The 26,587-nt window shown below is 60.6% G+C and carries 25 protein-coding genes; 14 read left to right on the top strand and 11 right to left on the bottom strand.

Annotation, left to right across the window (positions count from 1 at the left end):
* Positions 1-31: 31 nt before the first annotated feature.
* Positions 32-292, bottom strand: coding sequence for a hypothetical protein (locus ESZ00_RS12785; protein ID WP_129208645.1), 261 nt, complete (start codon positions 290-292; stop codon positions 32-34).
* On the opposite strand from ESZ00_RS12785, the gene ESZ00_RS12780 reads away from it, so the two are divergent.
* Positions 291-1,175 carry an ornithine cyclodeaminase family protein gene (locus tag ESZ00_RS12780; protein ID WP_129208644.1) on the top strand — a complete coding sequence of 295 codons (885 nt, stop codon included), beginning with the start codon at positions 291-293 and terminating at the stop codon, positions 1,173-1,175. The two genes, ESZ00_RS12785 and ESZ00_RS12780, sit on opposite strands and share 2 nt — an antisense overlap.
* Here ESZ00_RS12780 and ESZ00_RS12775 read toward each other — a convergent pair.
* Both ESZ00_RS12775 and ESZ00_RS12770 read right to left on the bottom strand, forming a co-directional pair.
* Entirely contained in the window at positions 1,172-2,554 is a 1,383-nt protein-coding gene (locus ESZ00_RS12775; RefSeq protein WP_129208643.1) for an APC family permease, read from the bottom strand. The genes ESZ00_RS12780 and ESZ00_RS12775 overlap by 4 nt on opposite strands.
* 26 nt (positions 2,555-2,580) lie before the next feature.
* Positions 2,581-4,161, bottom strand: coding sequence for a glycosyltransferase family 39 protein (locus tag ESZ00_RS12770; protein ID WP_129208642.1), 1,581 nt, complete (start codon positions 4,159-4,161; stop codon positions 2,581-2,583).
* A gap of 122 nt (positions 4,162-4,283) precedes the next feature.
* Here ESZ00_RS12770 and ESZ00_RS12765 point away from each other — a divergent pair, with 122 nt between their 5' ends.
* On the top strand, positions 4,284-4,748 hold the full coding sequence (locus tag ESZ00_RS12765; RefSeq protein WP_129208641.1) for a hypothetical protein: 465 nt from the start codon (positions 4,284-4,286) through the stop codon (positions 4,746-4,748).
* Positions 4,745-5,170, top strand: coding sequence for a type II toxin-antitoxin system VapC family toxin (locus ESZ00_RS12760; protein WP_129208640.1), 426 nt, complete (start codon positions 4,745-4,747; stop codon positions 5,168-5,170). Before ESZ00_RS12765 ends, ESZ00_RS12760 begins: the two co-directional genes overlap by 4 nt.
* Before the next feature lie 153 nt (positions 5,171-5,323).
* On the opposite strand, the gene uvrC is transcribed toward ESZ00_RS12760, so the two are convergent.
* On the bottom strand, positions 5,324-7,222 hold the full coding sequence (uvrC, locus tag ESZ00_RS12755; protein ID WP_129208639.1) for an excinuclease ABC subunit UvrC: 1,899 nt from the start codon (positions 7,220-7,222) through the stop codon (positions 5,324-5,326).
* A gap of 318 nt (positions 7,223-7,540) precedes the next feature.
* Between uvrC and ESZ00_RS12750 the strand changes: the two genes are divergently transcribed.
* On the top strand, positions 7,541-8,308 hold the full coding sequence (locus ESZ00_RS12750; RefSeq protein ID WP_129208638.1) for an OmpA family protein: 768 nt from the start codon (positions 7,541-7,543) through the stop codon (positions 8,306-8,308).
* An 84-nt stretch (positions 8,309-8,392) separates the two neighbouring features.
* On the opposite strand, the gene pyrE is transcribed toward ESZ00_RS12750, so the two are convergent.
* From pyrE to thiC, 5 genes are all read right to left on the bottom strand, one after another.
* Positions 8,393-8,998, bottom strand: coding sequence for an orotate phosphoribosyltransferase (gene pyrE, locus ESZ00_RS12745; RefSeq protein WP_129208637.1), 606 nt, complete (start codon positions 8,996-8,998; stop codon positions 8,393-8,395).
* Positions 8,999-9,024: 26 nt separating this feature from the next.
* A complete protein-coding gene (locus ESZ00_RS12740) occupies positions 9,025-9,969 on the bottom strand; it encodes a CPBP family intramembrane glutamic endopeptidase (RefSeq protein ID WP_129208636.1) in 945 nt (314 codons plus the stop codon).
* Positions 9,966-12,809 carry an excinuclease ABC subunit UvrA gene (uvrA, locus tag ESZ00_RS12735; RefSeq protein ID WP_129208635.1) on the bottom strand — a complete coding sequence of 948 codons (2,844 nt, stop codon included), beginning with the start codon at positions 12,807-12,809 and terminating at the stop codon, positions 9,966-9,968. The genes ESZ00_RS12740 and uvrA overlap by 4 nt, the downstream gene beginning before the upstream one ends.
* Positions 12,810-13,366: 557 nt before the next feature.
* Entirely contained in the window at positions 13,367-13,636 is a 270-nt protein-coding gene (locus tag ESZ00_RS12725; protein ID WP_129208633.1) for a YtxH domain-containing protein, read from the bottom strand.
* A 168-nt stretch (positions 13,637-13,804) separates the two neighbouring features.
* Positions 13,805-15,274: a phosphomethylpyrimidine synthase ThiC gene (gene thiC / locus ESZ00_RS12720; RefSeq protein ID WP_129208632.1), complete on the bottom strand. Its 1,470-nt coding sequence runs from the start codon at positions 15,272-15,274 to the stop codon at positions 13,805-13,807.
* 229 nt (positions 15,275-15,503) lie between these two features.
* Here thiC and ESZ00_RS12715 point away from each other — a divergent pair, with 229 nt between their 5' ends.
* The 6 genes from ESZ00_RS12715 to ESZ00_RS12690 all read left to right on the top strand — a co-directional run bounded on the left by ESZ00_RS12715 (position 15,504) and on the right by ESZ00_RS12690 (position 20,120).
* Positions 15,504-15,968: a cytochrome c maturation protein CcmE gene (locus ESZ00_RS12715; RefSeq protein WP_129208631.1), complete on the top strand. Its 465-nt coding sequence runs from the start codon at positions 15,504-15,506 to the stop codon at positions 15,966-15,968.
* Between the two features lie 108 nt (positions 15,969-16,076).
* Entirely contained in the window at positions 16,077-16,490 is a 414-nt protein-coding gene (locus tag ESZ00_RS12710; RefSeq protein WP_129208630.1) for a MarR family winged helix-turn-helix transcriptional regulator, read from the top strand.
* 140 nt (positions 16,491-16,630) lie between these two features.
* Complete coding sequence (locus ESZ00_RS12705) at positions 16,631-18,178, top strand: chloride channel protein (protein WP_229741237.1); 1,548 nt, start codon at positions 16,631-16,633, stop codon at positions 18,176-18,178.
* Between the two features lie 60 nt (positions 18,179-18,238).
* Complete coding sequence (ccmA, locus tag ESZ00_RS12700) at positions 18,239-18,934, top strand: heme ABC exporter ATP-binding protein CcmA (RefSeq protein ID WP_129208628.1); 696 nt, start codon at positions 18,239-18,241, stop codon at positions 18,932-18,934.
* A gap of 2 nt (positions 18,935-18,936) precedes the next feature.
* The gene (gene ybaK / locus ESZ00_RS12695; protein ID WP_129208627.1) at positions 18,937-19,449 is read left to right on the top strand and encodes a Cys-tRNA(Pro) deacylase; all 513 of its coding nucleotides are present in this window, start codon (positions 18,937-18,939) and stop codon (positions 19,447-19,449) included.
* Positions 19,446-20,120 carry a heme exporter protein CcmB gene (locus tag ESZ00_RS12690; RefSeq protein WP_129208626.1) on the top strand — a complete coding sequence of 225 codons (675 nt, stop codon included), beginning with the start codon at positions 19,446-19,448 and terminating at the stop codon, positions 20,118-20,120. Before ybaK ends, ESZ00_RS12690 begins: the two co-directional genes overlap by 4 nt.
* A gap of 108 nt (positions 20,121-20,228) precedes the next feature.
* On the opposite strand, the gene ESZ00_RS12685 is transcribed toward ESZ00_RS12690, so the two are convergent.
* Positions 20,229-20,441, bottom strand: a complete 213-nt coding sequence (locus ESZ00_RS12685; RefSeq protein WP_129208625.1) for a hypothetical protein — start codon at positions 20,439-20,441, stop codon at positions 20,229-20,231.
* Positions 20,442-20,486: 45 nt separating this feature from the next.
* Between ESZ00_RS12685 and ccsA the strand changes: the two genes are divergently transcribed.
* The 3 genes from ccsA to ESZ00_RS12670 all read left to right on the top strand — a co-directional run bounded on the left by ccsA (position 20,487) and on the right by ESZ00_RS12670 (position 22,834).
* Positions 20,487-21,266 carry a cytochrome c biogenesis protein CcsA gene (gene ccsA / locus ESZ00_RS12680; protein ID WP_308419076.1) on the top strand — a complete coding sequence of 260 codons (780 nt, stop codon included), beginning with the start codon at positions 20,487-20,489 and terminating at the stop codon, positions 21,264-21,266.
* A gap of 195 nt (positions 21,267-21,461) precedes the next feature.
* Positions 21,462-22,130 (top strand): peptide-methionine (S)-S-oxide reductase MsrA, encoded by a 669-nt coding sequence (gene msrA, locus ESZ00_RS12675; RefSeq protein WP_129208623.1) that lies wholly within the window; start codon positions 21,462-21,464, stop codon positions 22,128-22,130.
* Between the two features lie 59 nt (positions 22,131-22,189).
* Positions 22,190-22,834 (top strand): dihydrofolate reductase family protein, encoded by a 645-nt coding sequence (locus ESZ00_RS12670; protein WP_129208622.1) that lies wholly within the window; start codon positions 22,190-22,192, stop codon positions 22,832-22,834.
* Positions 22,835-22,897: 63 nt separating this feature from the next.
* Here ESZ00_RS12670 and ESZ00_RS12665 read toward each other — a convergent pair whose 3' ends face one another.
* Positions 22,898-24,364, bottom strand: a complete 1,467-nt coding sequence (locus ESZ00_RS12665; protein ID WP_129208621.1) for a M20/M25/M40 family metallo-hydrolase — start codon at positions 24,362-24,364, stop codon at positions 22,898-22,900.
* 106 nt (positions 24,365-24,470) lie between these two features.
* Between ESZ00_RS12665 and ESZ00_RS12660 the strand changes: the two genes are divergently transcribed.
* A complete protein-coding gene (locus ESZ00_RS12660; protein ID WP_129208620.1) occupies positions 24,471-26,552 on the top strand; it encodes a S9 family peptidase in 2,082 nt (693 codons plus the stop codon).
* Positions 26,553-26,587: the final 35 nt, after the last annotated feature.

The following is a 26,587-nucleotide window of genomic DNA, read 5'->3' as shown; positions in this document are numbered from 1 at the left end:
TATGAAAGCCCTAACAACAAGTTATTAGAGCTTACTTCTTCAGCATGGAAGGCATAGAAGGGAAAGTCAACAGAATTGCATGGGGAATTGAGATCGCTTCCAGTGATTCTTGAACTCCGTTTTGCTCTGTGATATCGACTGCGGAGCGAAGATATGGTTTGTCATCGAATTGCATTTTTCTGGCGATTTCGGCTCTTTTCTGCAGCGTGATGATTGTTTCTGAAAGCCTGAGCACACTTCCGGTCTGAGGTGCTGCACTGCGAAAAGATGTCCTGCTATGTTGAAAGTCCATGCTTGTCCTGTCGGAATCCCAGATTCGACCGCATCTGCGCTACGAAACTCTTTTACCAGCGCTGGAAGCAGCCCTTGTCCGGCTTTCTACGGGACAGATTCGCCAACCGGTACGAACGCTCCTGCCCGTTGCAGAGCACCATGGGCTGATGGGGCTCATGCCCGCAGTAGACGGCGACCTGATGGGGCTCAAGATGGTTACCGTGTACGAGCACAATCATCACCTGCCGACACATCAGGCGGTGATTCAGCTCTTCCGCGCATCGACGGGAGAGCCTCTGGCGGTAATGAACGGGCGCCTGATCACGGAGATGCGCACGGCCGCAGTTTCTGCCATCGCAGCGCGTCTCTTTAGCCGCGCGGTGCCGGGTGTGGTTGCGATTCTCGGGTCCGGTGTGCAGGCGCGCGCACACCTGGAGGCGATCCGGCAGGTGCGTGAAGTGCGGGAGGTGCGCATTTGGAGCCGGACTCTGGAACATGCCGTTCGCTTTGCGGCAGAGTGCGGTGGCCGGGCTATGAGCGCGGAAGAGGCTGTGCGTGGTGCAGATATCGTCTTCGGTGTTGCGAATCTCTCGGAGCCACTCATCCGCGGTGCATGGCTGGGCGCGGAGACATTTGTCGCTGCGGTGGGGGCCATCGGTCCGGCAAAGCGGGAGCTCGACGATGAGGCTATGCGGGCGCCGGTCGTGGTGGAGTCGCGCGAGGCTGCTCTCAGGGAATCCGGTGACATTCTCAGCTCTGGCGCACCGATCTATGCAGAGCTGGGAGAGATTCTGGCGGGGACGGTTGCCAGGCCTGCGAGAAGCCGCGTGGTGTACAAGTCGCTCGGTGTCGCGGCAGAAGACCTTGCCGCGGCACGGTTGGTGTATGAGGCGCTCGCTTAGTTCATCCTGCGGCGGATGATGAAGAAAAGCGGGATGCCGAGCAGAATGATCGCCGTGCCGAGGAGTGAACTCATCAGGTTCTCGACGTAGGAGAAGTAGAGCAGCACCGCGGCTGCGGCGACAAAGAGCAGCGGCACCACCGGGTATCCCCAGGCGCGGAAGGTCTTCGCTTCCGGTACGCTCTTCCGGTAGTGAAAGATGGTTGTGGCGGTGATCATGTAGAAGAGCCACTCCGCGAAGATAGCCAGCTCGAAGAGCTGCTGAAAGCGTCCGACCGCAAGCAGCAGCCCGGTGGTCAGCAGCGCCTGCACGATCAGCGAGGTCGAGGGGCTCTGGTAGCGCGGATGGATGTCCGCCATGCGGCGAAAGAAGAGGCCATCCCTGGCTGCGGCGAAAGGGATGCGCGCGCCGGACATGATGGTGCCGTTGAGCGTAACGAAGATGCTCAGCGCCATGACGGCCGAGACGAGCGCGGCGCCCCAGTGTCCGGTGACCAGCGCTAGGGCGGAGACCGCCGGCCGTGGCGCGGCGGCGATGGCTGATGCCGGGAGAATGTACTGGATGGCCGCATTCGTCGCCATGTACAGCACGCCAACGATGCCGAGACCGGCGATGAGCGCGATAGGCAGGCTCTTTTCCGGCTGCTGGATTTCGCCTGAGACCATGGTCAGGTCATTCCAGCCGTCATAGGCCCAGAGCGCAGCGATGAGCGCGACCATGAATCCGCTGAAGCCGCCATGCGCGCCAGTAAAGACGGTGGTGAAGTTTGTCCAGTGCCCCATGCCGGAGGCAAAACAGAATCCGGCAATGACAAGGATGAGCAGGCCCTTGAGCCAGGTGAAGACGAGCTGGAAGTCACCCGCTTTCTTGATGCCAAGATAATTGAGTCCGGTGATGCCCCAGGTGGCGGCGATGGCGAAGAGCTGCGCCCAGGTGACGTCAAAGGGAATGCGCACGGCGACAGCGGGCAGCCATGCGAAGGCATGGAAAATAGCGAGCGTGCGCGCGAGGCCGGTGGTGACGCTGGCGATCGAGGCGGGCTTGGCGACGGCGAACCATGTCCACATGTAGAGAAACGCTGTGAGATCGCCGTAGGCGCCGCGCAGGTAGACGTATTCGCCGCCGGTGTAGGGCTGCAGCGTGCTCAGCTCGGCGTAGGTCATGGCGCCGAAGAGCGAAAGCAGGCCACCTACGATCCACGCCAGATAGACGAGACCGGAGGAGCCGGTAGCCTGCATCATCTCGTGCGGGACGAGAAAGATGCCGCTGCCGATCAGCGTGCCGACGACAATGGCGGTAGCGTGCGAGGTGCGCAGCACGCGGGGAAGCTCGTGGGTGTGAGCCTCGTTGTGGACGGGCGTCGGCGTTGCTTCGTTCAATGCGGTCGGGAGCTCCGGCAGGTGGATCAGTAGTAGTACTTAAGCTCATTCCAGTCTGCCGCATACGTCGTTTTCCTGCCATAGCAAAGGTAGATCGGTCCGCGCTCCCAGGGCATGGCCAGGGGATGATCGCGCATGCCGACGACCTTGCAGGACGCATAATTCTCCTGCATCTCGGCGAGAGAGGCTTTTGAAAGCACAATCATCTCCTCGCCGGTGTATCCGCGCGGGCCCCAGAGCCAATAGTTTTGATGGCCGCTGATGGCGGTGGGCAGGCCATCGTGTTCACCAAGGATGTTGATGGCGCTGGCCTGGCCATAGTTCTGCGCAAGAATTCCGGTTCGCGCCTGTTCGGCAGGCGGCAAGGCGTGATAGATGGTGTTGACCTGCGCGACGAGATCGGTCCATCCGAAGCGGTCGGCGTAGAACTGTGGCAGCACGGTGGGAGCGTGATTCTCTGCATCCTTGGGCGCGAAGCCGATCTTCTTTTCATACGCGATGAACTGCTGCGGCGGAAGTACGGGGATCGAGAGCGGCAAGGCGACGAAGAAGCCGAAGACCATGAGAGCCGCATAGGCTCCGGCCAGCGCATTACGCCAGCGGCTCCTGCCGGTCCAGCGAAACCATGCCACGGCGCCCGCCGCGAAATACACCGGGTAAATCGGTGCCAGGTAATAGTCTTTGGCGTGCAGTGCGATCATCAGCGGCAGGAAGAGAACATAAGTGATTCCCGCAAAGCGGAAAGGCCTGGCCGCCCGTGCGAAGAGCAGCCAGAGCGCACCCGGCAGCCAGAGCAGCACGGTGGAGGGTAGCAGCATGATCCACTGTGCCTGGAGGAAGGCGAGTGGGGAGAGGATCACGTCCTTGTCGCTGTGAGAGACCGTGCGTAGCCATTCGAGAGTGGGGAAGTGGTAGTGGATCTGCCAGAGCAGGTTGGGCAGTGCGAGCAGCACAATGAGGCCCACGGCTGCGGCAAACCAGCGGTTGAAGAGAATGCGGCGTTGCGGCGTGAGCAGCAGCGCAATAAGCGTGCAGACGAGGAAGAAGACTTCGGAGACCTTGCTCTCGAGCCCGAGCCCGGCGCTCACGCCAAGCACCAGCCACCAGTTCCGCACTGCAACCGGCGACTCCGCCTGCACGATGCGCAGGAGAGCCAGCATGCAGGCCAGCCAGAACATCGGGTCGAGGCAGTTCATGGAGAGGAAGCTGTCGATTCCGAGGTAGATCGCAGAAACCGTCACGCCAAGCATGGCCAGCGCGGCTGCACGGCGTTCTCCGCCGAGTGCCCAGACCATGAGGCCGGTGAGCAGCACCTTGACCCCGCCGGCGATGGCCGGAAAAAGCCGCAGCGACCACATGTGCTGATAGCCGAAGAGTATGTCCGTCGCGCGAGCCATGACTGCGACGAGCGGTGGTTGGTCGACATAGCCGAAAGCCAGGTGGCGCCCGCACATCAGGTAGTACATTTCGTCGCGGAAGATGCCGTAGCCGGCGCGCTGTGCCATCACGTTGGTCACGATGTGGATGGCGATCTTCAGCGCGGCGAAGGCGAGCGCGAGCGGGAGGATGGCGCGGAGTTGGGGCTGCGGTAGTCGGGATTCGGTCACTCGCTCCAGTACGAGTGTGCCTCCCGGATGGTTCCATATAAAACATATACATATATTTTTTGACAAAATACTGTATGTATGAGACTGTCTTATCGGAAGGCTACCTGCAGGAGGAGCGAGTAATGTCGAAGCTCAGCGATAAAGTGCGTGAAGTGGCAGTTTCGATGTATATCCGGCCCGCACGTAAGTCGGGGAAGAACGAATTCTCGATTCCTGTGCGCGGATTAAGCGAAACACTGGACGGGGAGGGTTTTCCCAGAAATCACATTCCTCAGATATGCAGCGCCATTCAGGCGCAGAAGTTTCTGCGCGAACAAAATCTCGAAATTGTTCGTGTGGACGGGCCTGAAAAAAAGCAGGGGACTACGGTAGTCGTGCATTACCGTGTGATTCGGGAGAATGGAGGCTCCATTTCAAGATCGATTATGCCACCTTCTGACTCTTCCATCATTGAAACGCCTAAGGACAAGGCTGACCGGCTCATTGCAAAGATTCGCGGCGTCTTGCGTGACGAGATTGCCAGCTATGGCGGCGCGGAGGGCTTCATCCGCTGGGTGCGCTCGGAGGAGGATGAGGACGCACGATGAGCCGCATCTACTGGGACACGATGATGCTGATTTATATCCTGGAGGACCATCCGAAGCATAGGCTTCGGATGGCTCACCTCCTGAAGCGCGCCTACGAACGGGGAGATCGGCTCTATACGAGCTACCTGGCTCTCGGAGAGATCATGGCAGGCAGCTCGAAGTCTAAGGATGAGGGGCGGCGCAAGTTGATCCGCGCGACGTTGGATGAAATGGGCTTTGTATACCTGCCGTTTGATGAAGGTGCGGTTGAACCTTTCAGCGAACTGCGGGCCACGCACAAGCTGAAAGCTCCGGATGCCATTCACCTGGCCTGCGCTGCTTCAGCTGGGATCGACCTTTTCTTGACCGGCGATAAGCAACTGCATCGGTTACATATTCAGGGAATCCAATTCATCGCGGACTTTGACAACCCAATGCTCTAAACCCGTTGGTCCCCCACATCTCGTGCTCTTTGAGATGTGGGGGACCAACGGGCCTGAATCTCTGAACCAGGGTTTGTGTTGGGGTTCGTGCTTCACCACTCAAGCAGCAGAGGCTTGAGTTGGCCACCCGTTTGGTCCGGCTCTGTTTACCGCTTATTGACCGAGAATCGGCAGCGTGGCCTCTGCTTCCTCCGCATGGAAGTGCGCATAGATCGCTTCAGCAATTTTCTGCGGCACGACTGCGGTGAGGGCGGCGAGGTCGGCCTGCTGTACGCTGCGCAGGCTGCCGAAGTGTTCGATGAGGCGGGTGCGGGTGCGCGCGCCGACACCGGGGATGCCAAGCAGTTCCGAATCGCGGTCGCGCATCTCGCGGCGCTTGCGATGGTAGGTGATGGCGAAGCGGTGCGATTCGTCGCGCACGCGCTGGATTAAGTGCAACACAGGCGACCGGCGCTCGAGGACGATGGGCTCGTCCTCCTGGCCGTAGAGATAGATCAGCTCTTCGCGTTTCGCGATGGATGCGAGCGGTTGCGTGGTGAGGCCCAGATCCTCGAGCGCCTCCGCGGCGGCGTGCAATTGGCCGAGGCCGCCGTCGACGAGAATCAGGCTGGGCATCGGCTGATTTTCTTCCTGAAGCCGCTTGTAGCGGCGCGTGATGACTTCGCGCATGGAGGCGAAATCGTCAACGCCTTCGACGGTTTTGATCTTGAACTTGCGGTAGTCGGATTTCTTCATGCCGCCGCTCTCCCACACCACCATGGAGGCGACGGTTTCCGCTCCCTGGATGTGAGAAATGTCGAAGCACTCGATGCGGCGCGGCAGCTCGGGCAGCATGAGGATGTCCTGCAGCGATTCCTGAATCAGCTTCTCGGTCGGCTGCATCACGCGAAAGCGCTGGTCGTAGCTCTGCTTGGCATTCTGACCGGCGAGGTCGACGAGCGAGCGGCGCTCGCCGCGCACCGGCACAGCGATATCGACGCGATGGCCGGAGTGCTCAGCAAGTAAAGCCGCGAGCGCGGGGCGGTCGGCAAACTCCACCGGCAGATATACCGTACGTGGCACGTAATTCTGATCGATGTAGAGCTGCTTGAGCAGTGCGGAGAAGACGGCTCCAGCCTGGAAATCGGTTGATGCCGCCATGGCCGGCTGTTCTTCGTCTTCCTCTATTGCGGACTCGAAAAGCTCGAGCTCCTGCAGGTCTTCCCAGAAAAACTCGCGCCGATCGACGATCTTGCCGCCGCGCATATGGAAGAGGTTCACGGCGAGCATGCCGTTCTCGTAGTGATAGCCGAAGACATCGGCGTCATCGTTCTCGACTGTGGCGATACGCTGCTTTTCCTGCAATTGGCTGATGGTGATGAGCAGGTCGCGGTACTTGGCCGCCAATTCGTACTGCTCGGCCATGGCGGCTTCTTCCATGCGCTGTTGTAAGGATTTCTCAAGATCGTCGGCACGGCCTTCGAGAAACATCTGCGCATCGCGGACGGACTCGCGGTAGGCCTCGGGAGTAGTCAGGCCCTCGACGCAGGGGCCGAGACAGCGCTTGATGTAGTACTGCAGGCAGGGGCGCGGGTAGTAGCGGCGCAGGTCGAGCTTGCAGCTGGGCAGCAGGAAGCTGCGATGGATGAGCTCGGCAATGCGGTAGGCGAGATTGCCGGGGAAGTACGGACCGTAATAGGCGCCGCCGTCCTTGCGCAGGCGGCGGGTGACGAAGACCTTGGGATAGCGGTCGGCGAGCGTGAGCTTTACGTACGGATAGGTCTTGTCATCGCGCAGCAGGATGTTGAAGCGCGGCTTACGCTGCTTGATGAGGTTGTTTTCGAGCGCGAGGGCCTCGTGCTCGTTGGCAACCATGATGTAGTCGACGTCGACGGCCTCGCGCATGAGCGAGCCGGTTTTGGCATTGGCCTGCGAGGCTTCGAGCAGGTAGGAGCGGACGCGGGAGCGGAGGTTCTTAGCCTTCCCGACGTAGATGACCTCGCCCTCGGCATTTTTATAGAGGTAAACGCCGGGTTTTGCCGGCAGTGTCCGGATTTTCTGCTCGAGATCCATTCGCCTTCTCTTCCAGTGTAGACCGAGCCGATAGGGAGAGATTCGCGCACACTCTGCCATCAATCAGGTAAAAATTACCGGTCATAAAGGCGAGCCGGGCGTAGTACTGTTACCTGTCATTTTGTGTATCTAATACATGAAAAAGAAGTTAATAAGAGCATTCTCTTTTTGGCCCGAGTCGTGCATCTCATATTGGCAACGGGCACCCTGCGGCCGTTGGTGTGTTTCCAATCAACGGGATGCAAGACAGGGAGGGTCCGAACGAATAAGACTCGCGCGGCGCGACGAAAGAAGCCGCGGAGAATGGAGTGAGACAAGATGACTCGTAGCCAGCACATCCCAGGTCTTTTCAGCGCCTCTGCATTGGGAGCACTTTCTCTCTTCCTGGTGACCGGCTGCACCACCAAGAATTACGTCCGCAGCCAGACGACCCCCATCATCCAGCAGACCAACGAGCTGGACGACGCCACCGCCCGCAACAACCGCAATATCCATGACGTGGACCAGCGCGCACAGGCGGGCATCGCGCAGGCGCAGAACTCTGCGAACCAGGCCAACCAGCAGGCACAAACCGCGAACCAGGCTGCAGGACAGGCACAGCAGTCGGCGCAGGATGCAGTGAACCGCGCGGATTCACTGGCCAGCGTGGTGGCGAACCTCGACAGCTATCAGCAGGTGACGGCGGCCTCGGTGAACTTCGGCTTCGACAAGGCGGAGTTGACGCGAGTCGATAAGCAGCAGCTCGACCAGTTTGCCGGGCAACTGCAGGGCGTGAAGGGCTACATCCTCGAGGTCACCGGCGGCACCGACTCGACGGGTTCCGCGGCCTACAACTACGATCTGAGCCAGCGCCGCGCCCAGGCGGTGGTGCAGTATCTTGCGTCGAAGTACAACGTTCCGGCACATAAGTTCTACCTGATCGGTATCGGCAAGGATAAGGAGGTTGCTACCAACTCCACGGCCGCAGGACGGGCCAAGAATCGCCGTGTCGACATTCAGCTTCTCTCGAACATGACTGGGCAGGAGCCTACAGCTCCCGCGCAGACGAGCAGCCTGAGGATGCCTGCAGAAAGCAGCAATCAGTAGGGCCTTGTAAGAGCGTGTTGAGAGAAAAAGAAAGCGGGGCGCCGGTCACCGGCGCCCCGCTTTCTTTTTGCTTTTAGAGGCAGACTACATCGCGAGTTGCGCTACGTGCGCGGCACGGACATCGTTCGCAGTGTAGAGGCTGAGGAAGGGCGCACCTTCGCAGGCGGCCTCGACCGCGGCGCGGCCTTTGGCTTCACGCTCGACCAGGCAGAGAGCGCCGATCACCTTCATGCCAGCCTGCTTCGCGGCATCAATCGCGTTGATGGTGGAAGCGCCGGTGGTGCAGACGTCATCGACGATGACTACGGGGGCGCCTTCTTCAAAGAAGCCTTCGATGCGGCGGCCGGTGCCGTGGGCTTTCTCGGCCTTGCGCACGAGGAAACCGTGTATCAGCGGATGATGGTTGTTGGGGTGTTCGGCGGCGCGCCACGCACTGGCGATCGAGACGGCGGAGACGACCGGATCGGCGCCCATGGTGAGGCCGCCCACGGCTGCTGGGCTCAGCTTGTGCTGGTGCAGCAGGTCGAGCAGCGCCAGGCCGGTGAGGCGCGCTCCCTCAGCGTGCAGTGTGGTGATGCGGCAGTCGATGTAATAGTCGCTCTTCGCGCCGGAAGAGAGCGTGAAATCGCCAAGCTTGAAGGAAATCCGGGAGAGCAGGTGCAGAAGCGCGTCGCGGTTGCTGGTAGTCATCAGAGAAATTGTAGCCCGGCGCAGGTTTACGTCGTAAGCCGTTCGAGGTGCCGGAAGCCGCCGGTAGCGGCGATCATGCCCGCGAAGAGGGTGAAGTTGTAGGCCGCGTGCACGACTACGGAGGCGGCAAGCGAGTCGAGGGTGAGGCGCACGATGCACAGCACAATGCTGACGCCGCCGATGAGCACCAGCGGTCCCCAGGCATGCGAAACCTGCGGCGAGTGCATGATGGCAAAGCCGAGGCTGGTGATCAATATGGAGACAGGGATGCCGACGAGGCGTGCCGCTGCCGGGCCGATGATCTGCTCGCGCTCGAGCCAGCGGACGCCGTTGACCAGGCTGGGCAGCAGGAAGCCGCGGAAGGCCAGCTCTTCGAGCAATGGCGCGATGGTGACTCCGAAGATGAGCATCATCCATGCGCCGAGGGGCGAATGCATGATGTCCTGCATGATGGGCGGATCTTTCGGCATGGGTAGAAAGTTGCCGAGGAGACCGATACCGAAGCCCGAACCGAGTCCGCCGAGGGCAAGTATGAGGAAACGCCGCCGGGCGACGTCGGCGTTCCAGTGAATGCCGATGCGAAATGGCTCATGCCACAGCAGGGAGAAGGTGGGAATCACCACGAGTGCAACCAGCGCGTAAGAGAAGCCCTGCACCGGCAGGCTGACACGTGGATCGTCCTGCGCGGCATTCGCCAGCTGGCGGAGTGTCTGGTGGCCGAAGAAATGCAGCTGCTGGAAGAGGAATATCCCAAGGCTCTGGCCGATGAGCAGCGCGATAAACGCGAGCAAGAAAAAGAGTGCGGTGTGGCCGATGTTGGGGGTCATCCGCGGACGGAAGAACTCGGCGGGGAATGGTGGCACGTTCTCGCCGGATACAGTGCCAAATGTGGGCGTGGGAACGGCTACAGCAGGGAAGCCGGAGGCTTCCTGGGGATGTTCTGTCTGCAGGTCATCCTCGAGCGGCGTCATTGCACCCAGTCTTTCTTTGTTCCCTTGCGCCGTTTGGGAGCGTTCTTCGGCGCAGCGGTCTCCATCCCGGTCGCCTCATAATAGCGCTTCAGGAACTCGCCGGTGTGCGAGCCTTTTATCTGTGCCACCTGCTCGGGTGTGCCCTCAGCGATGATCTGGCCTCCGCCTTCGCCGCCTTCGGGGCCGAGATCGACCAGCCAGTCGGCGTTGCGAATGACGTCGAGGTTGTGCTCGATGATGAGGATCGTATTGCCGAGGTCGGTGAGGCGGTGCAGTACTTCGAGCAGTTTGCGCACATCGTCGAAGTGCAGTCCGGTGGTTGGCTCGTCGAGCAGGTAGAGCGTCCGTCCGGTCTGGCGCTTGGAGAGCTCGCGGGCCAGCTTCATGCGCTGCGCCTCACCGCCGGAGAGCGTGGTTGCCGCCTGGCCGAGATGGATGTAGCCGAGGCCGACATCGACCAGCGTCTGCAGCTTGATCTTGACCTGCGGAATGTCGGCGAGCACGGGCAAAGCGTCTTCGATGGCGAGGTCGAGGATGTCCGCGATGGAGTAGCCGTTGAACTTCACGGCCAGGGTCTCGTGATTGTAACGGCGACCGTTACAAACCTCGCACTGCACGTAGACGTCGGGCAGGAAGTTCATCTCGATGCGGCGCTGGCCGTCGCCCTGGCAGGCTTCGCAGCGTCCTCCGGCCACGTTGAAGGAGAAGCGACCGGCCTTGTAGCCGCGCTCGCGCGACTCGGGCAGCATGGCGAAGAGATCGCGGATAGCGGTGAAGACTCCGGTGTAGGTCGCAGGGTTCGAGCGCGGTGTGCGACCGATGGGCGACTGATCGATGCGGATGGCCTTGTCGATATTCTCGAAGCCGGTGACCTTCTTGTATTCGCCGGGTTCTTCGCGTGAGCCGTAGAGTTCCTTGGCGAGCGCGCGGTAGAGGATGTCGTTAACCAGCGTGCTCTTGCCGGAGCCGGAGACGCCGGTCACCACAGTCATGATACCGAGGGGGAACTTCGCTGTCAGGTCCTTGAGATTGTGACTGCGCGCGCCTTCCACGGTGATCCATTTGTCTGCCAGCGGACGAGGTGCTTCGCGATGCAGGATCGCCGTCTCGCCGGAGAGATAGCGGCCGGTGAGCGAGGCTGCTGTGCCCATGATCTCGGCCGGCGTGCCTTCGGCGACGACGTGGCCGCCCAGTTTGCCCGCGCCGGGGCCGAGGTCGAGTACGTAGTCGGCGCGGCGAATGGTGTCTTCGTCGTGCTCGACGACGAGGACGGTGTTGCCGAGGTCGCGCAGCGATTCGAGGGCCACGATGAGCTTCTGGTTGTCGCGCTGGTGCAGGCCGATAGAGGGCTCGTCGAGCACGTAGAGCACGCCGCGGAGGTGTGAGCCGATCTGCGTGGCAAGCCGGATGCGCTGGCCTTCGCCACCGGAGAGCGTCGCGGCGTTACGGTCGAGCGCGAGATAGCTGAGACCGACGGCGACGAGGAATTCGAGGCGTTCGACGACCTCGCGACGGAGGCGCTCTGCGATGAGAGCGTCGCGCGAAGAGAAGGAGATGGCGCGGGCGGCGTCGAGGGCGCGGTTCAGCGGCAGGGCAGTGAAGTCAGCGATGGAGAGCCCGCCCACCTTGACGGCGAGCGACTCCGGCCGCAGCCTGCGGCCTTTGCAGACAGGGCAGGTGGAGGCCGACATGTACTGCATCATCCACTCGCGGTAGGCGTCGGACTTCGACTCCTCGAGTGAGTCGCGCAGGTAGGCGAGGATACCGTGGAAGCCGGTGCGCGGCGCTTCGCTCTTCGGAGGCCCGTAGAGCAGCAACTCCTGCTGTTTTTCCGTGAGCTGGTCGAAGGGCTTCTTCAGGTCGATCTTGTAGCGGTCGGCGGCGAGCTTGATCAGCTTCAGCAAATACTGCGATGAAGATCCTGGCCCGAGCGCGCCGTCGAGCAGCGGCTTCGACCAGTCGTTGATGATCTTCGCCGGATCGAAGTCGTAGATGCTGCCCAGGCCGTGGCACTCGGGGCATGCGCCGTAGGTGGAGTTGAACGAGAAGCTTCGCGGCTCGAGCTTGGGGATGTCGAGGCCACAGTCGGGGCAGGCCATCGACGAGGAGTAGAGCTGCTCGCTGTGTTGCGTGGCCACGAGCACCAGGCCGTTGGCCATCTGCAAAGCCTTGGCGACCGAGGCTTCGAGCGCCTTCTCGATGCCGGGCTTGAGGACGGCGCGATAGACCGCGGCCTCGATGGTGTGGTTCTTGCGCTTTTCGAGCGCGATGGGCTCGGAGAGATCGCGCAGCTCGCCGTCGATGCGAGCGCGGAAGCCCTGTTGCTCGATCTTGTCGAGCAGATCTTTGAATTCTCCCTTGCGGCCGCGCACGATGGGCGCGTAGATGGTGACGCGCTCGCCCTGGCCGAGGGCGAGAATGCGCTCGACGATCTGCTCCGCTGATTGGCGCGAAATCTCCTTGCCGCAGTTGGGGCAGTGGGGCGAGCCGACCGAGGCGTAGAGCAGGCGCAGGTAGTCGTAGATCTCCGTGATGGTGCCGACGGTCGAACGCGGGCTGCGGCTGGTGGTCTTCTGCTCGATGGAGATAGCCGGGCTCAGGCCTTCGATCGAGTCCACGTCCGGCCGTTCGATCTGGTCGAGAAACTGGCGCGCGTAGGCCGATAGCGTTTCCACATAACGGCGCTGGCCCTCGGCGTAGATGGTGTCAAAAGCGAGCGAAGACTTGCCCGAGCCCGAGAGTCCGGTGACGACCGTGAGCGTGTTGCGTGGAATTTGAACGCTGATGTCGCGAAGATTATGCTGCCGCGCCCCGCGCACCGTGATGTGTGTAATGGACATGGAATTGATCGGGACCCGGCGATTATGAATTTTCGTCGACACGCGCTGGAAGGCGGTTCAGGACGTTGCAAAACTTCAGCGGAAGCTTGAAGATGGCCTCAGATCCCCTTCCGGTATCTTATTCGGCAACAGAAAGTTGGGTCAATTTATAGCCGCCCGGAGCACTCTCTCTGCCACAATGTCATCGTAAGGGGTAAGGCTCTCTGTTGAGACGGAGAAACCTGCCGCGATCCGGCCTGTGGGTGGATCGGACATTTACGGACGAGCAGAACAAAGGCAGAGTCGGAAGTTATGATGCAGGATGCGATGAATACCCTGATGCTTGTATGTGCCAGTGTCGCCTCGTTGGCCCTGGGGGTCCTGGCGGCCTACGGGATTTGCAGGCTGGCCTTCACCGTCTTTCGCGCCCATGCGCAGTCGGTGGCGGCTTCGCGCGTGGCCAGCGTAAAACAGGAACCAGTCCAACAGGTCTCGTAGCGCAACGTCTTCAAACAGAAAACAGAAAAGCCAGACCCGCGCGGGTCTGGCTTTTCTGTTTTCTGCGAGCGCTTTCGGCATTAAATCTGTACAACCTTCTTTGCCGCGCTGACAGCGTTCGAGGCGGAGTCCACGACGTCATCTACCAGCCCCTTGCCCTTTTTCACATACTTTTCCGCGTGATCGCCGAGGGTGTCGGCTGCGTCCTTGATGTAGTCCGTTGCATCCTCGAAGTTGCGTTTGAGCTGACGCCGGGTCTTTTCTCCCGACTGCGGCGCATAGATCAACGCAACGGCCGCGCCGGCGGCCACCCCCACGGTAAACACTGCCCAGAACTTGATCGCATTCATGATGGCGCTCCTTTCACATTTAGCTATACCCGCATTGAGATACGCCGCAGCCACCCAGGGGTTGCAGGATCGGCCTGATTTTCGCGCGTACTATGCCATTTTGAGCCGTAAACAGGCACAGGCCCGGCGGTGAAAGCCGGGCCTGCGCGTTTTGGAAATGCAGAAAGATTAGTTCTTTGCCGCCAACTGCTGCGCCTGCAGAACCACAAGCTGGCTGAGGTCCTTCTTCTCCAGGCCGTGCACGCTCTTGTTGAACTCGTCGACCTTGGCCGACCAGTTCATGGAGCAGAACTTCGGTCCGCACATGGAGCAGAAGGCGGTTTCCTTGTAGTAGTCGTCGGGCAGGGTCTCGTCGTGCATCGAGCGCGCCGTCTCCGGATCGAGCGAGAGGGCGAACTGCTTCTCCCAGTCGAAGGTGTAGCGGGCATAGCTGATGGCGTCGTCGCGGTCCTGTGCCCCGGGGCGGTGGCGGGCGATGTCGGCAGCGTGGGCGGCGATCTTGTAGGCGATCATGCCGTCCTTCACGTCCTTCTCGTTGGGCAGGCCCAGGTGCTCCTTGGGCGTGACGTAGCAGAGCATGGCCGCGCCGTGCCAGCCGATCATGGCTGCACCGATGGCCGAGGTGATGTGGTCGTAGCCGGGAGCGATGTCGGTGACGAGCGGGCCGAGTACGTAGAACGGAGCGCCGTCGCAGAGCTCCACTTCCTTGTCGACCTGCTCCTTGATCTTGTCCATGGGCACGTGGCCGGGGCCTTCGATCATCACCTGGACGTCGTCCTTCCAGGCCTGGCGGGTCAGCTCGCCGAGGGTCTTCAGCTCGGCAAACTGGGCTTCGTCGCTGGCATCCGCCACCGAGCCAGGGCGCAGGCCGTCGCCGAGCGAGTAGCTGACGTCGTACTTGGCCATGATCTTCGTGATGCGGTCGAAGTTCTCGTAGAGGAAGTTCTGCTTGTGGTGCGCGGTCATCCACTGCGCCATGATGGCGCCGCCGCGGCTGACGATGCCGGTGATGCGCCGGGCCACCATCGGTACGTACTGGATGAGCACACCGGCGTGGATGGTGAAGTAGTCCACACCCTGCTGCGCCTGCTCCTCGATGACCTCAAGGTAAAGGTCGATGTTGAGGTCTTCGACCTTCTTCACGCGGCCGAGCGCCTCGTAGAGCGGGACCGTTCCTATCGGCACGGGCGAGTGGCGCAGGATGGCGTCGCGAATCTCGGGAATGCTGCCGCCGGTCGAGAGGTCCATGACCGTGTCCGCGCCGAACTGGACGGCGGTGTGCAGCTTGCGCAGCTCTTCATCGATGTTCGAGGTGATGGCCGAGTTGCCGATATTGGCGTTGACCTTGCACTTGGTGGCCACGCCGATGCCCATGGGTTCGAGCTCGGGATGGTTGATGTTCGCCGGGATGATGAGTGTGCCCTTGGCGATCTCCGAGCGGATCAGCTCGGCGGGCAGGTTCTCGCGCTTGGCGACGTAGTCCATCTCCTCGGTGATCTTGCCGAGGCGGGCAAAGTGCATCTGTGACATGTTGGTGTCGCCGGTGCGCGCGGCTTCTTCCTTGCGTTTTACGATCCATTCGGCGCGTGGCTTGAGGATTTCGAGGGTGTCGTTCTTGGTATGGCCGTTGGTCGTCATTATCACCTCTGAGAACTCGATCGTTGGGTCATCGCTTGCCGGACGCGCTGCGGAAGACTTGTACGTATTTAAGATGGCTGGTGCGCTCGGATAGCCGTTTATTTTCGGCTCGAGTTTGGCGCGTCTGCCGGCACCATGACTTCGTGCAATGCTTCCCGAGATTATAAATTGCCGGAAGCGCCGGTAAAGCAGCGGTACACTGGGAGAGTTTGAGGAGCGCTACCAGCAGATGGCCCTGACCAAACCCCAAATCAAGATTGGCGCCGCCGTCGTCGTCATTCTCGGCGTCGTCGCGTGGCTCGCCGTCACCGGCGCCAACGCGACCAAGAGCTATTACGTCACCATCCAGGAACTGCACGCCATGGGCGGCAAGGCCTATACGCGGAACCTGCGCGTGGCAGGCAATGTTCTACCCGGCTCGATCGTGCACAACGGCGCCAATGCCGATTTTGTTCTGGTGGAGAATGCCAACCAGCTCCGTGTCTCCTACGAAGGCGATGAGCCGCCACCGGATACCTTCAAAGACGACTCGCAGGCGCTGGCGATCGGTACTTATGGCCGCGATGGCGTCTTCCACGCCACGCAGCTGCAGGCCAAGTGCGCTTCAAAATATGCTCCCGCTCCGGGTTCCAAGCCGGGTGCTGCCGCTGCTCCGGCGAGTACTGCTGCCGTGGTTCTACCGGCTGCGCGTTAGAGCATTCTTTCCCTTTCGAAACCATGGGTGTCCCGTCCAAGCTCTGCTTGGGCGGGGCACTCAGTTTCGTTTCACTATAAATATCGTGATACGATATTTATAGTGAAGATGACGACTGCGCTTGAACATGACGAAATTCAGCTTCTGGCGAAATTCCGCCGCGAAATCCGGCGGTTTCTGCAGTTCAGCGAACAGGCTGCCACCGCCGCCGGCCTGCAGCCACAGCAACACCAGATGCTCCTGCAGATTGCCGGAGCGCCGGACGGCACCATGGTGACAGTCGGCCATATCGCAGAAATGATGGGGCTTCGGCACCACAGCGTAGTGGAGCTGAGCAAGCGGTGCGAAGCAGCTGGCCTGGTGCGCAGAACGCATGATGCGGCCGATCGCCGCTGCGTGCTGCTGGAACTGACAGCGCAGGGGCAACGCGCTCTGCGTCAGCTCTCCGATGTGCATGCACAGCAGCTCCGCGAGCTGGCGCCGGACCTGATCCAGGCGCTCACGCGCATTCGCAACGCCTAACCGTAAACGGTTTGCGGGCCGGTATCCCGCAGATAAGACTTGCGGTAAATATTTCGCAGATAAAAGAGGAACACTTGCAAGCAGAACCATCCATACTCAGGGACTTCACGGTCAACAAACGGGTCTGGTTACTTTCCGGCGTGGCTGTTGGCATTGGCGCCATCGCAACCCTGTTGGCCGTCTTCCTGCTGCGCTGTATCGCATTCTCGACCAACCTGTTCTATTACCACCGCTTCAGCATCGCTCCGGTGTCTCCGGCAGGCAGCCCGCTGGGGTACTGGATGGTGGTTGTTCCGGTGATCGGAGGACTGATTGTCGGCCTGATGGCGCGGTTCGGCTCGGACAAGATCCGCGGACACGGCATTCCGGAGGCCATTGAGGCGATCCTGCTGAATCGCGCCAAGGTTGCTCCGAAGATCGCGCTGCTGAAGCCTGTTTCTGCGGCCGTGGCCATCGGTTCGGGCGGACCCTTCGGCGCGGAAGGTCCCATCATTATGACGGGCGGCGCTGCCGGGTCGCTGATCGGCCAGTGGATGCATGTAACCGACGCGGAAAGGACCACGCTGCTGGTTGCCGGAGCAGCGGCGGGCATGTCGGCGGTCTTTGCCACGCCGGTTGCGGCGATTCTGCTGGCCGTGGAGCTGCTGCTCTTCGAGTGGAGGCCGAGAAGCCTGGTTCCTGTGGCGATGGCCAGCGTGACCGCCGCGCTGCTTCGCACTTACTGGCTTGGTTCAGGGCCGCTCTTTGGGATGCCCGTTGGGATCGGCACACCGCACGCTTCCTTTGTCGTCGGGGCACTCTTTCTTGGCGCGGTGGTGGGACTTGTTGCCGCGGTGATGAGCCGCATGATGTATGCCATCGAAGACCTCTTCGAGCACCTGCATCTTCACTGGATGTGGTGGCCGGCGGTCGGCGGCATCGGCATCGGCATCGGCGGACTCTTCTTCCCGCGCGGCCTTGGCGTCGGCTACGACAACATTGCAGAGCTGCTGCATGGAAATGCGACCATCGGGCTGATTGTCGGTATCCTGCTGGCGAAGTCGCTGATGTGGGCTGTTTCTCTGGGCTCGGGAACCTCCGGCGGCGTGCTCGCGCCGCTGCTCATGATTGGCGGCGCCGTCGGGGCACTGGTTGGACATCTGGCTCATGCACCGGTTGAGACGCAGGCATTCTGGGCGTTGATCGGCATGGGAGCGATGCTGGCGGGTGCACTGGGCGTTCCTCTTACTGCGATTCTCTTCAGCCTGGAAGTGACGCACTGCCTGCCCGCGCTGCTGCCGCTGGCGGTGGCCTGCATTGCGTCGTACCTGGTGACGGCGCTCATCATGCCGCGGTCGATTCTCACTGAGAAGCTTGGCCGCCGGGGCACGCATCTGAGCCGCGAATACGGTGTTGATCCGCTGGAACTGGTGCTGGTGCGCGAGGTGATGTCGCCTCGTGATTCGGAGGCTCCTGTTCCTGCTTCGACCCTGACTGCGTTTACGTATGAGGATTCCACGACGCGAGGCGCTGCGGAGATCATGGCGACCGAAGGGTTGGAGACACTTGCGGTGGTGGATCGCGCGACCGGACTGGTATGCGGGGAGTTATCGCTTCGAAACCTGATCGGCGTGAGAGCGCGGTCGATTGGCCGGGAACGCGAGCGCCTGCGGCTCTTCGGCTATGTGCCGCCGGAAGTGGGGATATAGAGCCAGTTAGCCCTGCACTGACGGATATGCGCAGGACATGCTCGGTATACTCCGAAGAGCATGTCCTGCGCGGTTGAGTTGCAAGAGGTTTCCAAGGTCTACGGCAGCTTTGCCGCGCTGCGCAAGGTCTCGCTGCGCTTCGAGGCTGGCTGCTGCTATGTGCTTCTCGGAGAAAACGGAGCAGGGAAGTCGACGCTCCTGCGCATGGTTGCGGGGCTGCTGCGGCCTACCTATGGCTCGGTCCATATTGTGCGCGATGCGGCTGTGCAGCCGCCGGCCGCGGCCCGTCACTCCATTGGCTACATGAGCCATGCGCCGATGCTCTACGAAGAACTCACTGCGCTTGAAAACATGCAATACTTTGCCAGCCTGTATCGCGAGCAGGCCTGCCTCGCTCCTGAGGAGGCTCTGCGCGCCGTCGGACTTGATCCGGCGCTTCCACGTGCGGTCGGCCAGTTCTCGCAGGGCATGCGGCAGCGTGCGTCGCTGGCCCGTGTGCTCTTGTCCAAACCCGAGCTGCTTCTGCTCGACGAACCCTTTTCGAATATGGATGCGGCCAGTGCCCGCCAGATGCTGGCTCTCGTCGCGGGGCTGCGTGCCGCGGGCAAGACGATCCTGCTGACGACGCACCAGCGTGAGCTGGCTGAGCCGGTGGCTGATTTTCTGCTTACACTACAGGCTGGCCGCGTGGCATCGCTGCTTGCCGGAGCGGCGAACGGGCGCCTGCACACGAGAAACACTGAAGCTCATATATAGATATGAAAACGAATGCTGCGCGCTTTCTCGACTCCTTGAAGATTCCTTACGAGCTCCGCGAATACCAGGTCGCGCCGGAGGAGTTTTCGGCCATTGTGGTTGCGGAGAAGATTGGTTTGCCGCCGGAGCAGGTGTTCAAGACCCTGCTATGCATGACCGGTGAGCGCGAGCATGTCTTTGCCGTCGTTCCCGGCAATGAGGAGCTGGATTTCAAGAAGCTGGCCCGTGCCGCGGGGGCGCGCAAGGCCGAGATGGTGGGGTTGAAAGAGGTCGAACCACTCACTGGCTACATTCGCGGCGGCGTCACGATTTTCGGCGCGCGCAAGGATTATGCGGCGTATGTCGACGAGACGCTGGAGCTCTTCGACGTCATCTCGGTTTCAGCCGGTACACGCGGACTGCAGATGCTTCTTTCGCCGGAAGACTACCTGCGTGCTGCGAATGCGCGTGCTCTCGGAGCCGAGATCGCAGGCATCACCAAAGACCCGCAGCCTGCAGGAGGAAGCTGGGCGTGAAGCAGCCCTGGTTCCTCATCCACCTGCGCAAGGACCTGCGCCTGGAGTGGCGGTCGCGCGATGCGATTAACTCCATGCTGTTTTTCGCACTGTTGGTGGTGGTCATCTTCTCGCTGGCCTTCGATCCGACGCGTTCCTTCGCGCGGCAGATTGCCTCGCCCGTGCTCTGCGTGGCGATTCTGTTTGCGGCGGTGAGCGCGTTGAATCAGACCTGGGCGCGGGAGCTGCGGCACAACGTGCTCGAAGCGCACCGCATGGCACCGGCGCCTGCCGGGTCGCTCTTTCTGGGCAAGGTCATCGCGAACTTTCTGTTTGTCTCAGTGGTGGAAGCAGTGCTGGCGCCGCTGTTCGTGATTTTCTACAACCTGCATGCGCTGGGGCAGACGTGGCTGCTGCTGCTCGCGGTGCCGCTTGGCACCTGGGCCATCCTGGTGAACGGCACATTCTTTGCTGCGCTCTCGATTCGAGCGCGCAATCGGGAACTTCTGCTGCCGCTGATCCTCTTTCCGATCTTCCTGCCGGCGTTGCTGGCCATGGTGCAGGCGATCAGCGCGATCCTGAGCGGAGAAACAGACCCATCACTCTGGATCAAAATTCTTGTCGGTTACGACATGATCTTCACGCTGCTCAGTGTGATGCTGTTTGAAACCATCCTCCAGGCTGAGGATTAAGTTCTTCCTGCTTGATGTTTTAAAGCAAACCCGCGGCAATCCCCGCGTAGAACGCTCTCGTTGATCTTCTCAGCTCTTTCAGCGCAACGGCTTGCCGCGGTTTGCTGTTTACCAGTGGCCCGTGTGATGCAGGTGAAGTAATTGAACTGCAGAGAAGGCAACCAGCCACAGGCCGACAACCGCTGAGCCGATGGTGACCACCAGCCTCCGCGCCTGACGATCGTGAGGGTGCCGGGGATCTCTGTGCCGCAGAAAGACGTACTGACCGACGAGTCCGGCCAGCAGGATAATGCCGCCAATAATAAGGGTCATCCATGCCATGGCCGAATCTTCTACTCCTTCCGTCGAAGAGTTGAAAAGGGCTAAATTCAGGTTTTTCATAAAAGCGCAAGCGCGCTGAGCCGTTCCGGTAAACTCTGTAAAGTAAGCACTCGAGGACGGATGATGAAGTGGTTTCGCTGGGTGTGGGCCGTGGTCACGATGGCCGTGCTGGCTAATGGCTTCCGGGTAGCGATGTATGTAGTTCCCGCGGATCGCGATCAGGGCGATCTTTCGCGCATCCTCTACTATCACGTGCCCACCTGGTGCGGTATGGCGATCTTCTTTGCCATCAATCTTTTGTGCTCAATCGTGTATCTCGTGGTGCGGCAAAGTAACCGCAGTCTTGCCTTGCGCGCGGATGCGCTGGCGGTGTCTTCAGCCGAGATGGGCGTGGTGTATTGCCTGATCGGCATGGCTACCGGATCGATCTGGGGCAAGGCGGCCTGGGGCATCTGGTGGACCTGGGACGCGCGCCTGACCACAACTCTCATTCTTTGGCTGATTTACATCGCCTACCTGCTGCTCCGGCGCTTTGCTTCCGGCCCTGAAATGCGCACCCTCGCCGCGGTATTGGCGATCTTCGGGTATGCGGATATTCCGATCGTCTACATGACCACCCGCTGGTTCCGTACTCAGCATCCGGCGCCTGTCTTTTTTGGTGGGCCGAATACGGGTTTGGACCCGAGCATGCTTCCCGCGCTCTTCTGGAACATGGCCGGATGGATCATGTGGGGATGCCTGATCGTCAGCCTGCGATACGCCGCTGAAATTCGCGCCCAGCGTGGAGCGGAATCTGCCGCGGTGGCAGCTCTGGAGGCCGCATGAACGATATGAACGCACTCTTTCACCGCCATCTGGTGGCTGCATATATCGTCACCTGGGCCGTGCAGTTGGCCTACTTCGCCTTTGTCGCCTGGAAGTGGCGCAATACCAAGTAGTTCGCAGCGGTTCACCGTGCCATGGGCAGTCTGTAACCGCCGCCGGGATTGTGCGTCCTATCGCTCAGAGGGCTCTTTGCTGATGAGATCGATTCGAATTCTGCCGCTGTTCGCCGCGCTTCTTTTCGCTGGATGCGCCGGTGCTGCCACCCATCCTCCGATTCCTCCTCTCCAGGCCGATGCGAGCCTCGCAGCTCACTCCGGTCGCGCGACTGCGGTTTTCGCTGGGGGATGTTTCTGGGGTACGCAGTCAGTCTTTGAGCGGGTGAAGGGAGTGCTCGATACCACCGTCGGCTACTCCGGAGGTTCGGCTGCAACGGCGACTTACGATCAAGTCTCCTCGGAGACGACCGGCCACGCGGAGTCGGTGAAGGTCATCTACGACCCGGCAAAGATAACGTACGGGCAACTGTTACGTATTTTTTTCTCGGTCGCGCATGATCCGACACAGCTGAATCGCCAGGGGCCGGATATCGGCACTTCCTACCGTTCGGTGATCTTCTATGCGGATGAGCAGCAGCACCACCTTGCCGATGCCTACATCGCGCAGCTCGACGCACAGCATGTCTTTCCAAAGCCGATTGTGACGCAGGTGGTTCCGCTCAAGGCCTTTTACACGGCTGAGGCTTATCACCAGGACTACGCGCTGCACAATCCGGACAATCCCTATATCCAGGTCTGCGATCGCCCCAGGATTGAAGCGCTCAAGGAACAGTTTCCCGAGCTTTTCAAGAACTACACAGGGAAGTAGCGTCGTCGCGATTCACTGTTTGCCTTCTGCATCAGCATAAAATGGCCAGCGGAGGCAGCATGGGAAAAGTCAGAGTCGCGGGATTTTCTCTTTCGCTTGACGGCTACGGAGCCGGACTGCATCAGGATCTGGAGAATCCCATCGGAGTGCGGGGGCTCGAGATCATGCGCTGGTTCTTTGAGACAAAGGTTTTTCAGGCCATGCATGGTCAGAGTGGAGGAGCGGCCGGAGTCGACAATGACTTTGCATCCCGCGCTTTTGAGAACGTTGGGGCATGGATTCTCGGCCGCAACATGTTTGGCCCGATCCGCGGCACATGGGGAGATGAGTCCTGGAAGGGCTGGTGGGGAGATACGCCGCCCTATCACACGCCGGTCTTCGTTTTGACGCATTATGCCCGTGCCCCGCTGGTGATGAACGGTGGCACAACTTTCTATTTCGTTACAGACGGCCTGCAGTCTGCGCTTGAGCAGGCAAGAGAGGCCGCCAACGGAAAGGATGTGCGCATTGGTGGGGGTGTTTCCACCATTCGCGGGTATCTGCGAATGGGCGCGATCGACGAGATGCACCTGGTGCTCTCGCCCGTTCTTTTAGGCGAAGGAGAGCATCTCTTTGGGGGACTGAACCTGCCGCAGCTGGGATTCGGGCAAGTGGAGGCATTTCCTGGAGAAAATGCCACGCACATGGTTCTGAAGAAGAGCTGAGGCGTGCGTAGCAGAAAAGGCCGCCTGAGGGCGGCCTTCTGTATCTGTCACTGTAACGGATAGTTATTCTCCGCTGGTCAGCATCTTGACCAGCTGATAGTAAAAATCGACGCCCCGATAGTAGGCTTCGACTGGCAGGCGCTCATCCTGCCCGTGTGCGCGGACATCGTTCGTTTCGAGAGCGATGCCGGAGACGGCATAGGTCGGTAATCCGGCAGCCATGGTGTAGACGCCGTCGGAGGCGCCGGTCGCCATCGTGGGAATGACCGGTGCTCCGGGCCAGAATGAGGCGGACAGCTTCTCCATGGCAGACATCACTTCAGGATGGATCGCCGCAGGCGGCAGCTGCTTCCGGTCTGGAGCGTGCTCGTAGACATTCCCAGCGTCGTCCACATAGCGCACCGTCACTTTTGGATCGTTGAAGATGTGGATGAGCTGCTGGCGGATGTCTTCGAGTGTGTAGCCGGGCAGGATGCGGCAGTTGACGTTCGCCTGCGCCAGTTGCGGCAGTGCATTGTTGGCATGGCCCGCTTCGAGGCGTGTAGCGACGCAGGTGGTGTGCATCATCGAGTTCCACTCCGGGCTTTGTGCGGAGAGGCGATCGATGGCCGCGGTATCGGGTGGAGTGGCAAGCATGGCCTTGAGGTCGGCGGCCTTCTGACCTTGCTCGAGCGTACTCAGCTTTTGAAAATAAGCGCGCGTGACGGCATTGAGCTCGAACGGAAACTGATAATGCTGCAGGTTGGTGAGGGCTCCGGCAAGGTGGTAGATCGCATTGTCGGGCACAGGCAGGGAGCTGTGGCCCCCGGGATTGGTCACGCTCAGCTGATAGTCGCCGTAGAGCTTTTCGGTCGCGTCGATATCGACCGAGACCGGCTTGCCGTGGTCGAGATCCGTGCCACCGCCATCCGGGTTGAGTACATACTCAGCATCGATGAGGTCGCGATGATGCTTCACCAGCCAATCAACGCCGTTTGACTTGCCGCCTTCTTCATCGGCGGTCAGGGCCAGGATGAGGTCGCGGTCCGGCACATAGCCCGCCTGCTTCAGACGGATGAAGGTCGTTACCAGGATAGCGTCGCTCTCCTTCATATCCTGCGTGCCGCGTCCGTAATAGAAGCCGTCCTTTTCGACAAACTGGAAAGGATCGGTAGTCCAGTCGCTGCGCTTGGCTTCGACCACGTCGAGGTGCCCGATGAAGAGAATCGGCTTCTTCTTGCCGCTGCCGTGATAGCGCACTACGAGGTTTTCTTTGCGCTCGTTCGGGCCGCCGAGGAACATGTCGTCTTTTGAAAAGCCCGCGTCGAGCAGGCGCTGTTGCATGGCCTTCGAGGCGGTGGTTACGTTGCCCACCGAGTCTGTCGTGTTGATCTCGATCAATTGCTGGAAGATGTCATGCGCGAGCTTGCGCGTGCCCGCATCGAGCGGGGTCGGAGCCTGCGCCTGCATCGATGCGCTGCCCGCCAGCCACGTGCACAGCGCTACAGCGGGCAGCGCCCGCGCCAGAAAAAACCGTTTCCCTCGTACCATTCGCCTGTTGTCTCCTGCTTCCTGCTTGAACCGGATCGGTTGCTTGCCACTCTAACAAACAATCCGCCTGCGCCGTGCTCTGCATTTATAGTGTTTCCATTCCGCCATGAAGAGTTTTCACGCGCTGCCTCTGCTGCCCCTGGTGTTTCTGCCGCTTGCCGCTCGTGCCCAGGCGCCGATTTCGCTGGACGAGTTCATGAATGCCGCCGAGATTCGCGATGCCCGCATCGCACCCGATGGCAGCGCCGCAGTGGTTGCTACCGGTGCGCCGGACTGGCAGCACAATCGCTTCCGCGAGGATCTCTGGCTGTGGTCGAAAGCGAGCGGTAAGCTGATTTCGCTCACGCATTCCGGCCATGATTCTTCGCCGCTCTGGTCGCCCGATGGCCGGTACATTGCATTCCTCTCGGATCGGCCGGTGGCTGCAGCAGAAGAAGACAATGCCGGCAAGGATGATGAGCCGAGCCGCGTGTGGATCCTGCCGCTCAATGGCGGCGAGGCCTTTCCGCTCTACACCGATAAGCTGGATGCTCATGCCCTTGCGTGGTCGGCGGATGGCACGAGCCTTCTATTCTCGTCCACCGAGCCGCTCTCGAAAAATCAGGAAGAAGCCAATAAGTCGGAATGGAAGGATGTGATCCGCTGGCGCGAACAGGAGCGCGGCGACCTGCTGCTTTCGATCTCTGTGGATGCGGCGCGCCGGCATAGCCAGGCTACTCCTGAGGCACATGCGAAGGACGATGCGCCAGCCGATAAGCCTGCTTTGCCGGCGGATGCCGTGACCATTGGCCACAGCTCGCTGGAGATCGATGAGATCGCGCCTTCGCCCAAGGGTGATGTGATCGCCGTGGAGTCGGGACCGATCTCGCACCGGGAGGAGAACCCCGCAGACTATGAGATCTACATGGTGCCTGCTCATGGCGGCGACCTTCGCCAGTTGACGCATAACCAGGGACTCGAAGGCCACCTGCAATGGAATCATGCCGGCAACAAGCTCTACTTCACCGTGCGTGCAGGCGGTGGTTCGATGGAGGGCGCGTATCAGGATGTGCAGGGAAGAATCTACTCCATCGATCCCGCTTCCACGAAGATTACGCGCCAGGGCACTGATTTTCAGGGATCGTGGGATGACTTCACGCTGACGGCGAAGGATGAGGTGCTGGCGACCGGGCTAACCGGAATGGACCAGAAGATTTATCGCATCGACGGTGACAAATTCACTCTGCTTGCTTCGCAGCCGGGCAATGATGCGCATTTAGAGGCGGCGCGAAACAGTTCCGCCGTTCTCTATACCCATTCCGCCATCAACGATCCCACACAGGTCTTTGTCGCTTCGCAACCGTCGGCGTTGAACGATGCGAAGGCCGTGACGGAGTTCAATCCGGTTTTCAAGCAGCGCGCTCAGGCGAGCTGGAAGCCTTATCGGTGGAAGTCTCCGGATGGCACCAGTGTGGAAGGCGTGCTGATTTATCCGCCAGGAAAGACGGATGCGAAGCATCTGCCAATGCTGACGTTGATCCATGGGGGCCCTGAGGATGCGGACGGCGATCGCTTCGGCGCGGACTGGTACGACTGGGCAACGCTTGCGGCTGCAAATGGCTGGCTCGTATTTCGCCCGAATTATCGCGGATCGACCGGATACGGGGATGCCTTCATGCTGGCGATTCAGCCGCATCTTGTCTCGGCTCCGGGACAGGATATTTTGTCCGGCGTGGACGCGCTGGTGAAGGACGGCATCGCCGATCCCGATCACCTGACCATCGGTGGCTATAGCTACGGTGGCTACATGACCAACTGGCTGATCACGCAGACCACACGCTTCAAGGCTGCGGTTACCGGAGCAGGTGCCGTGGAGCATGCCGCGAATTGGGGTAACGACGATCTGACCTATGACGATGCGTGGTATCTCTCCGGCGCGCCGTGGGAGAAGCCGGAGCTTTACCAGTCGGAAGCGGCTCTCTTTCAGATGAACAAAGTCACGACGCCTACGCACATCGTCGGCGGCAATGCCGATATTCGCGTGAGCTACTTTGAGCAGGTGGTGCTTGAGCGCGCTCTCGAGCGGCTGAATGTACCGCACACGCTACTGGTCTTTCCGGGGGAAGGGCATCCGCTGGATAGGAATCCATGGCATGGGTACATCAAGGTTCGCGATGAGTTGAAGTGGTTGAAGAAGTACGGGGAATAAGTAGTGAAAGAAGTATGGAGGATAGTTGCCGGAAT

The sequence above is a fragment of the Silvibacterium dinghuense genome (assembly GCF_004123295.1).
GTDB classification, from domain to species: Bacteria; Acidobacteriota; Terriglobia; order Terriglobales; family Acidobacteriaceae; genus Silvibacterium; species Silvibacterium dinghuense.
Note: the sequence above shows the minus strand (reverse complement) of the source record. Positions and strands in the feature narration are given on the sequence as shown.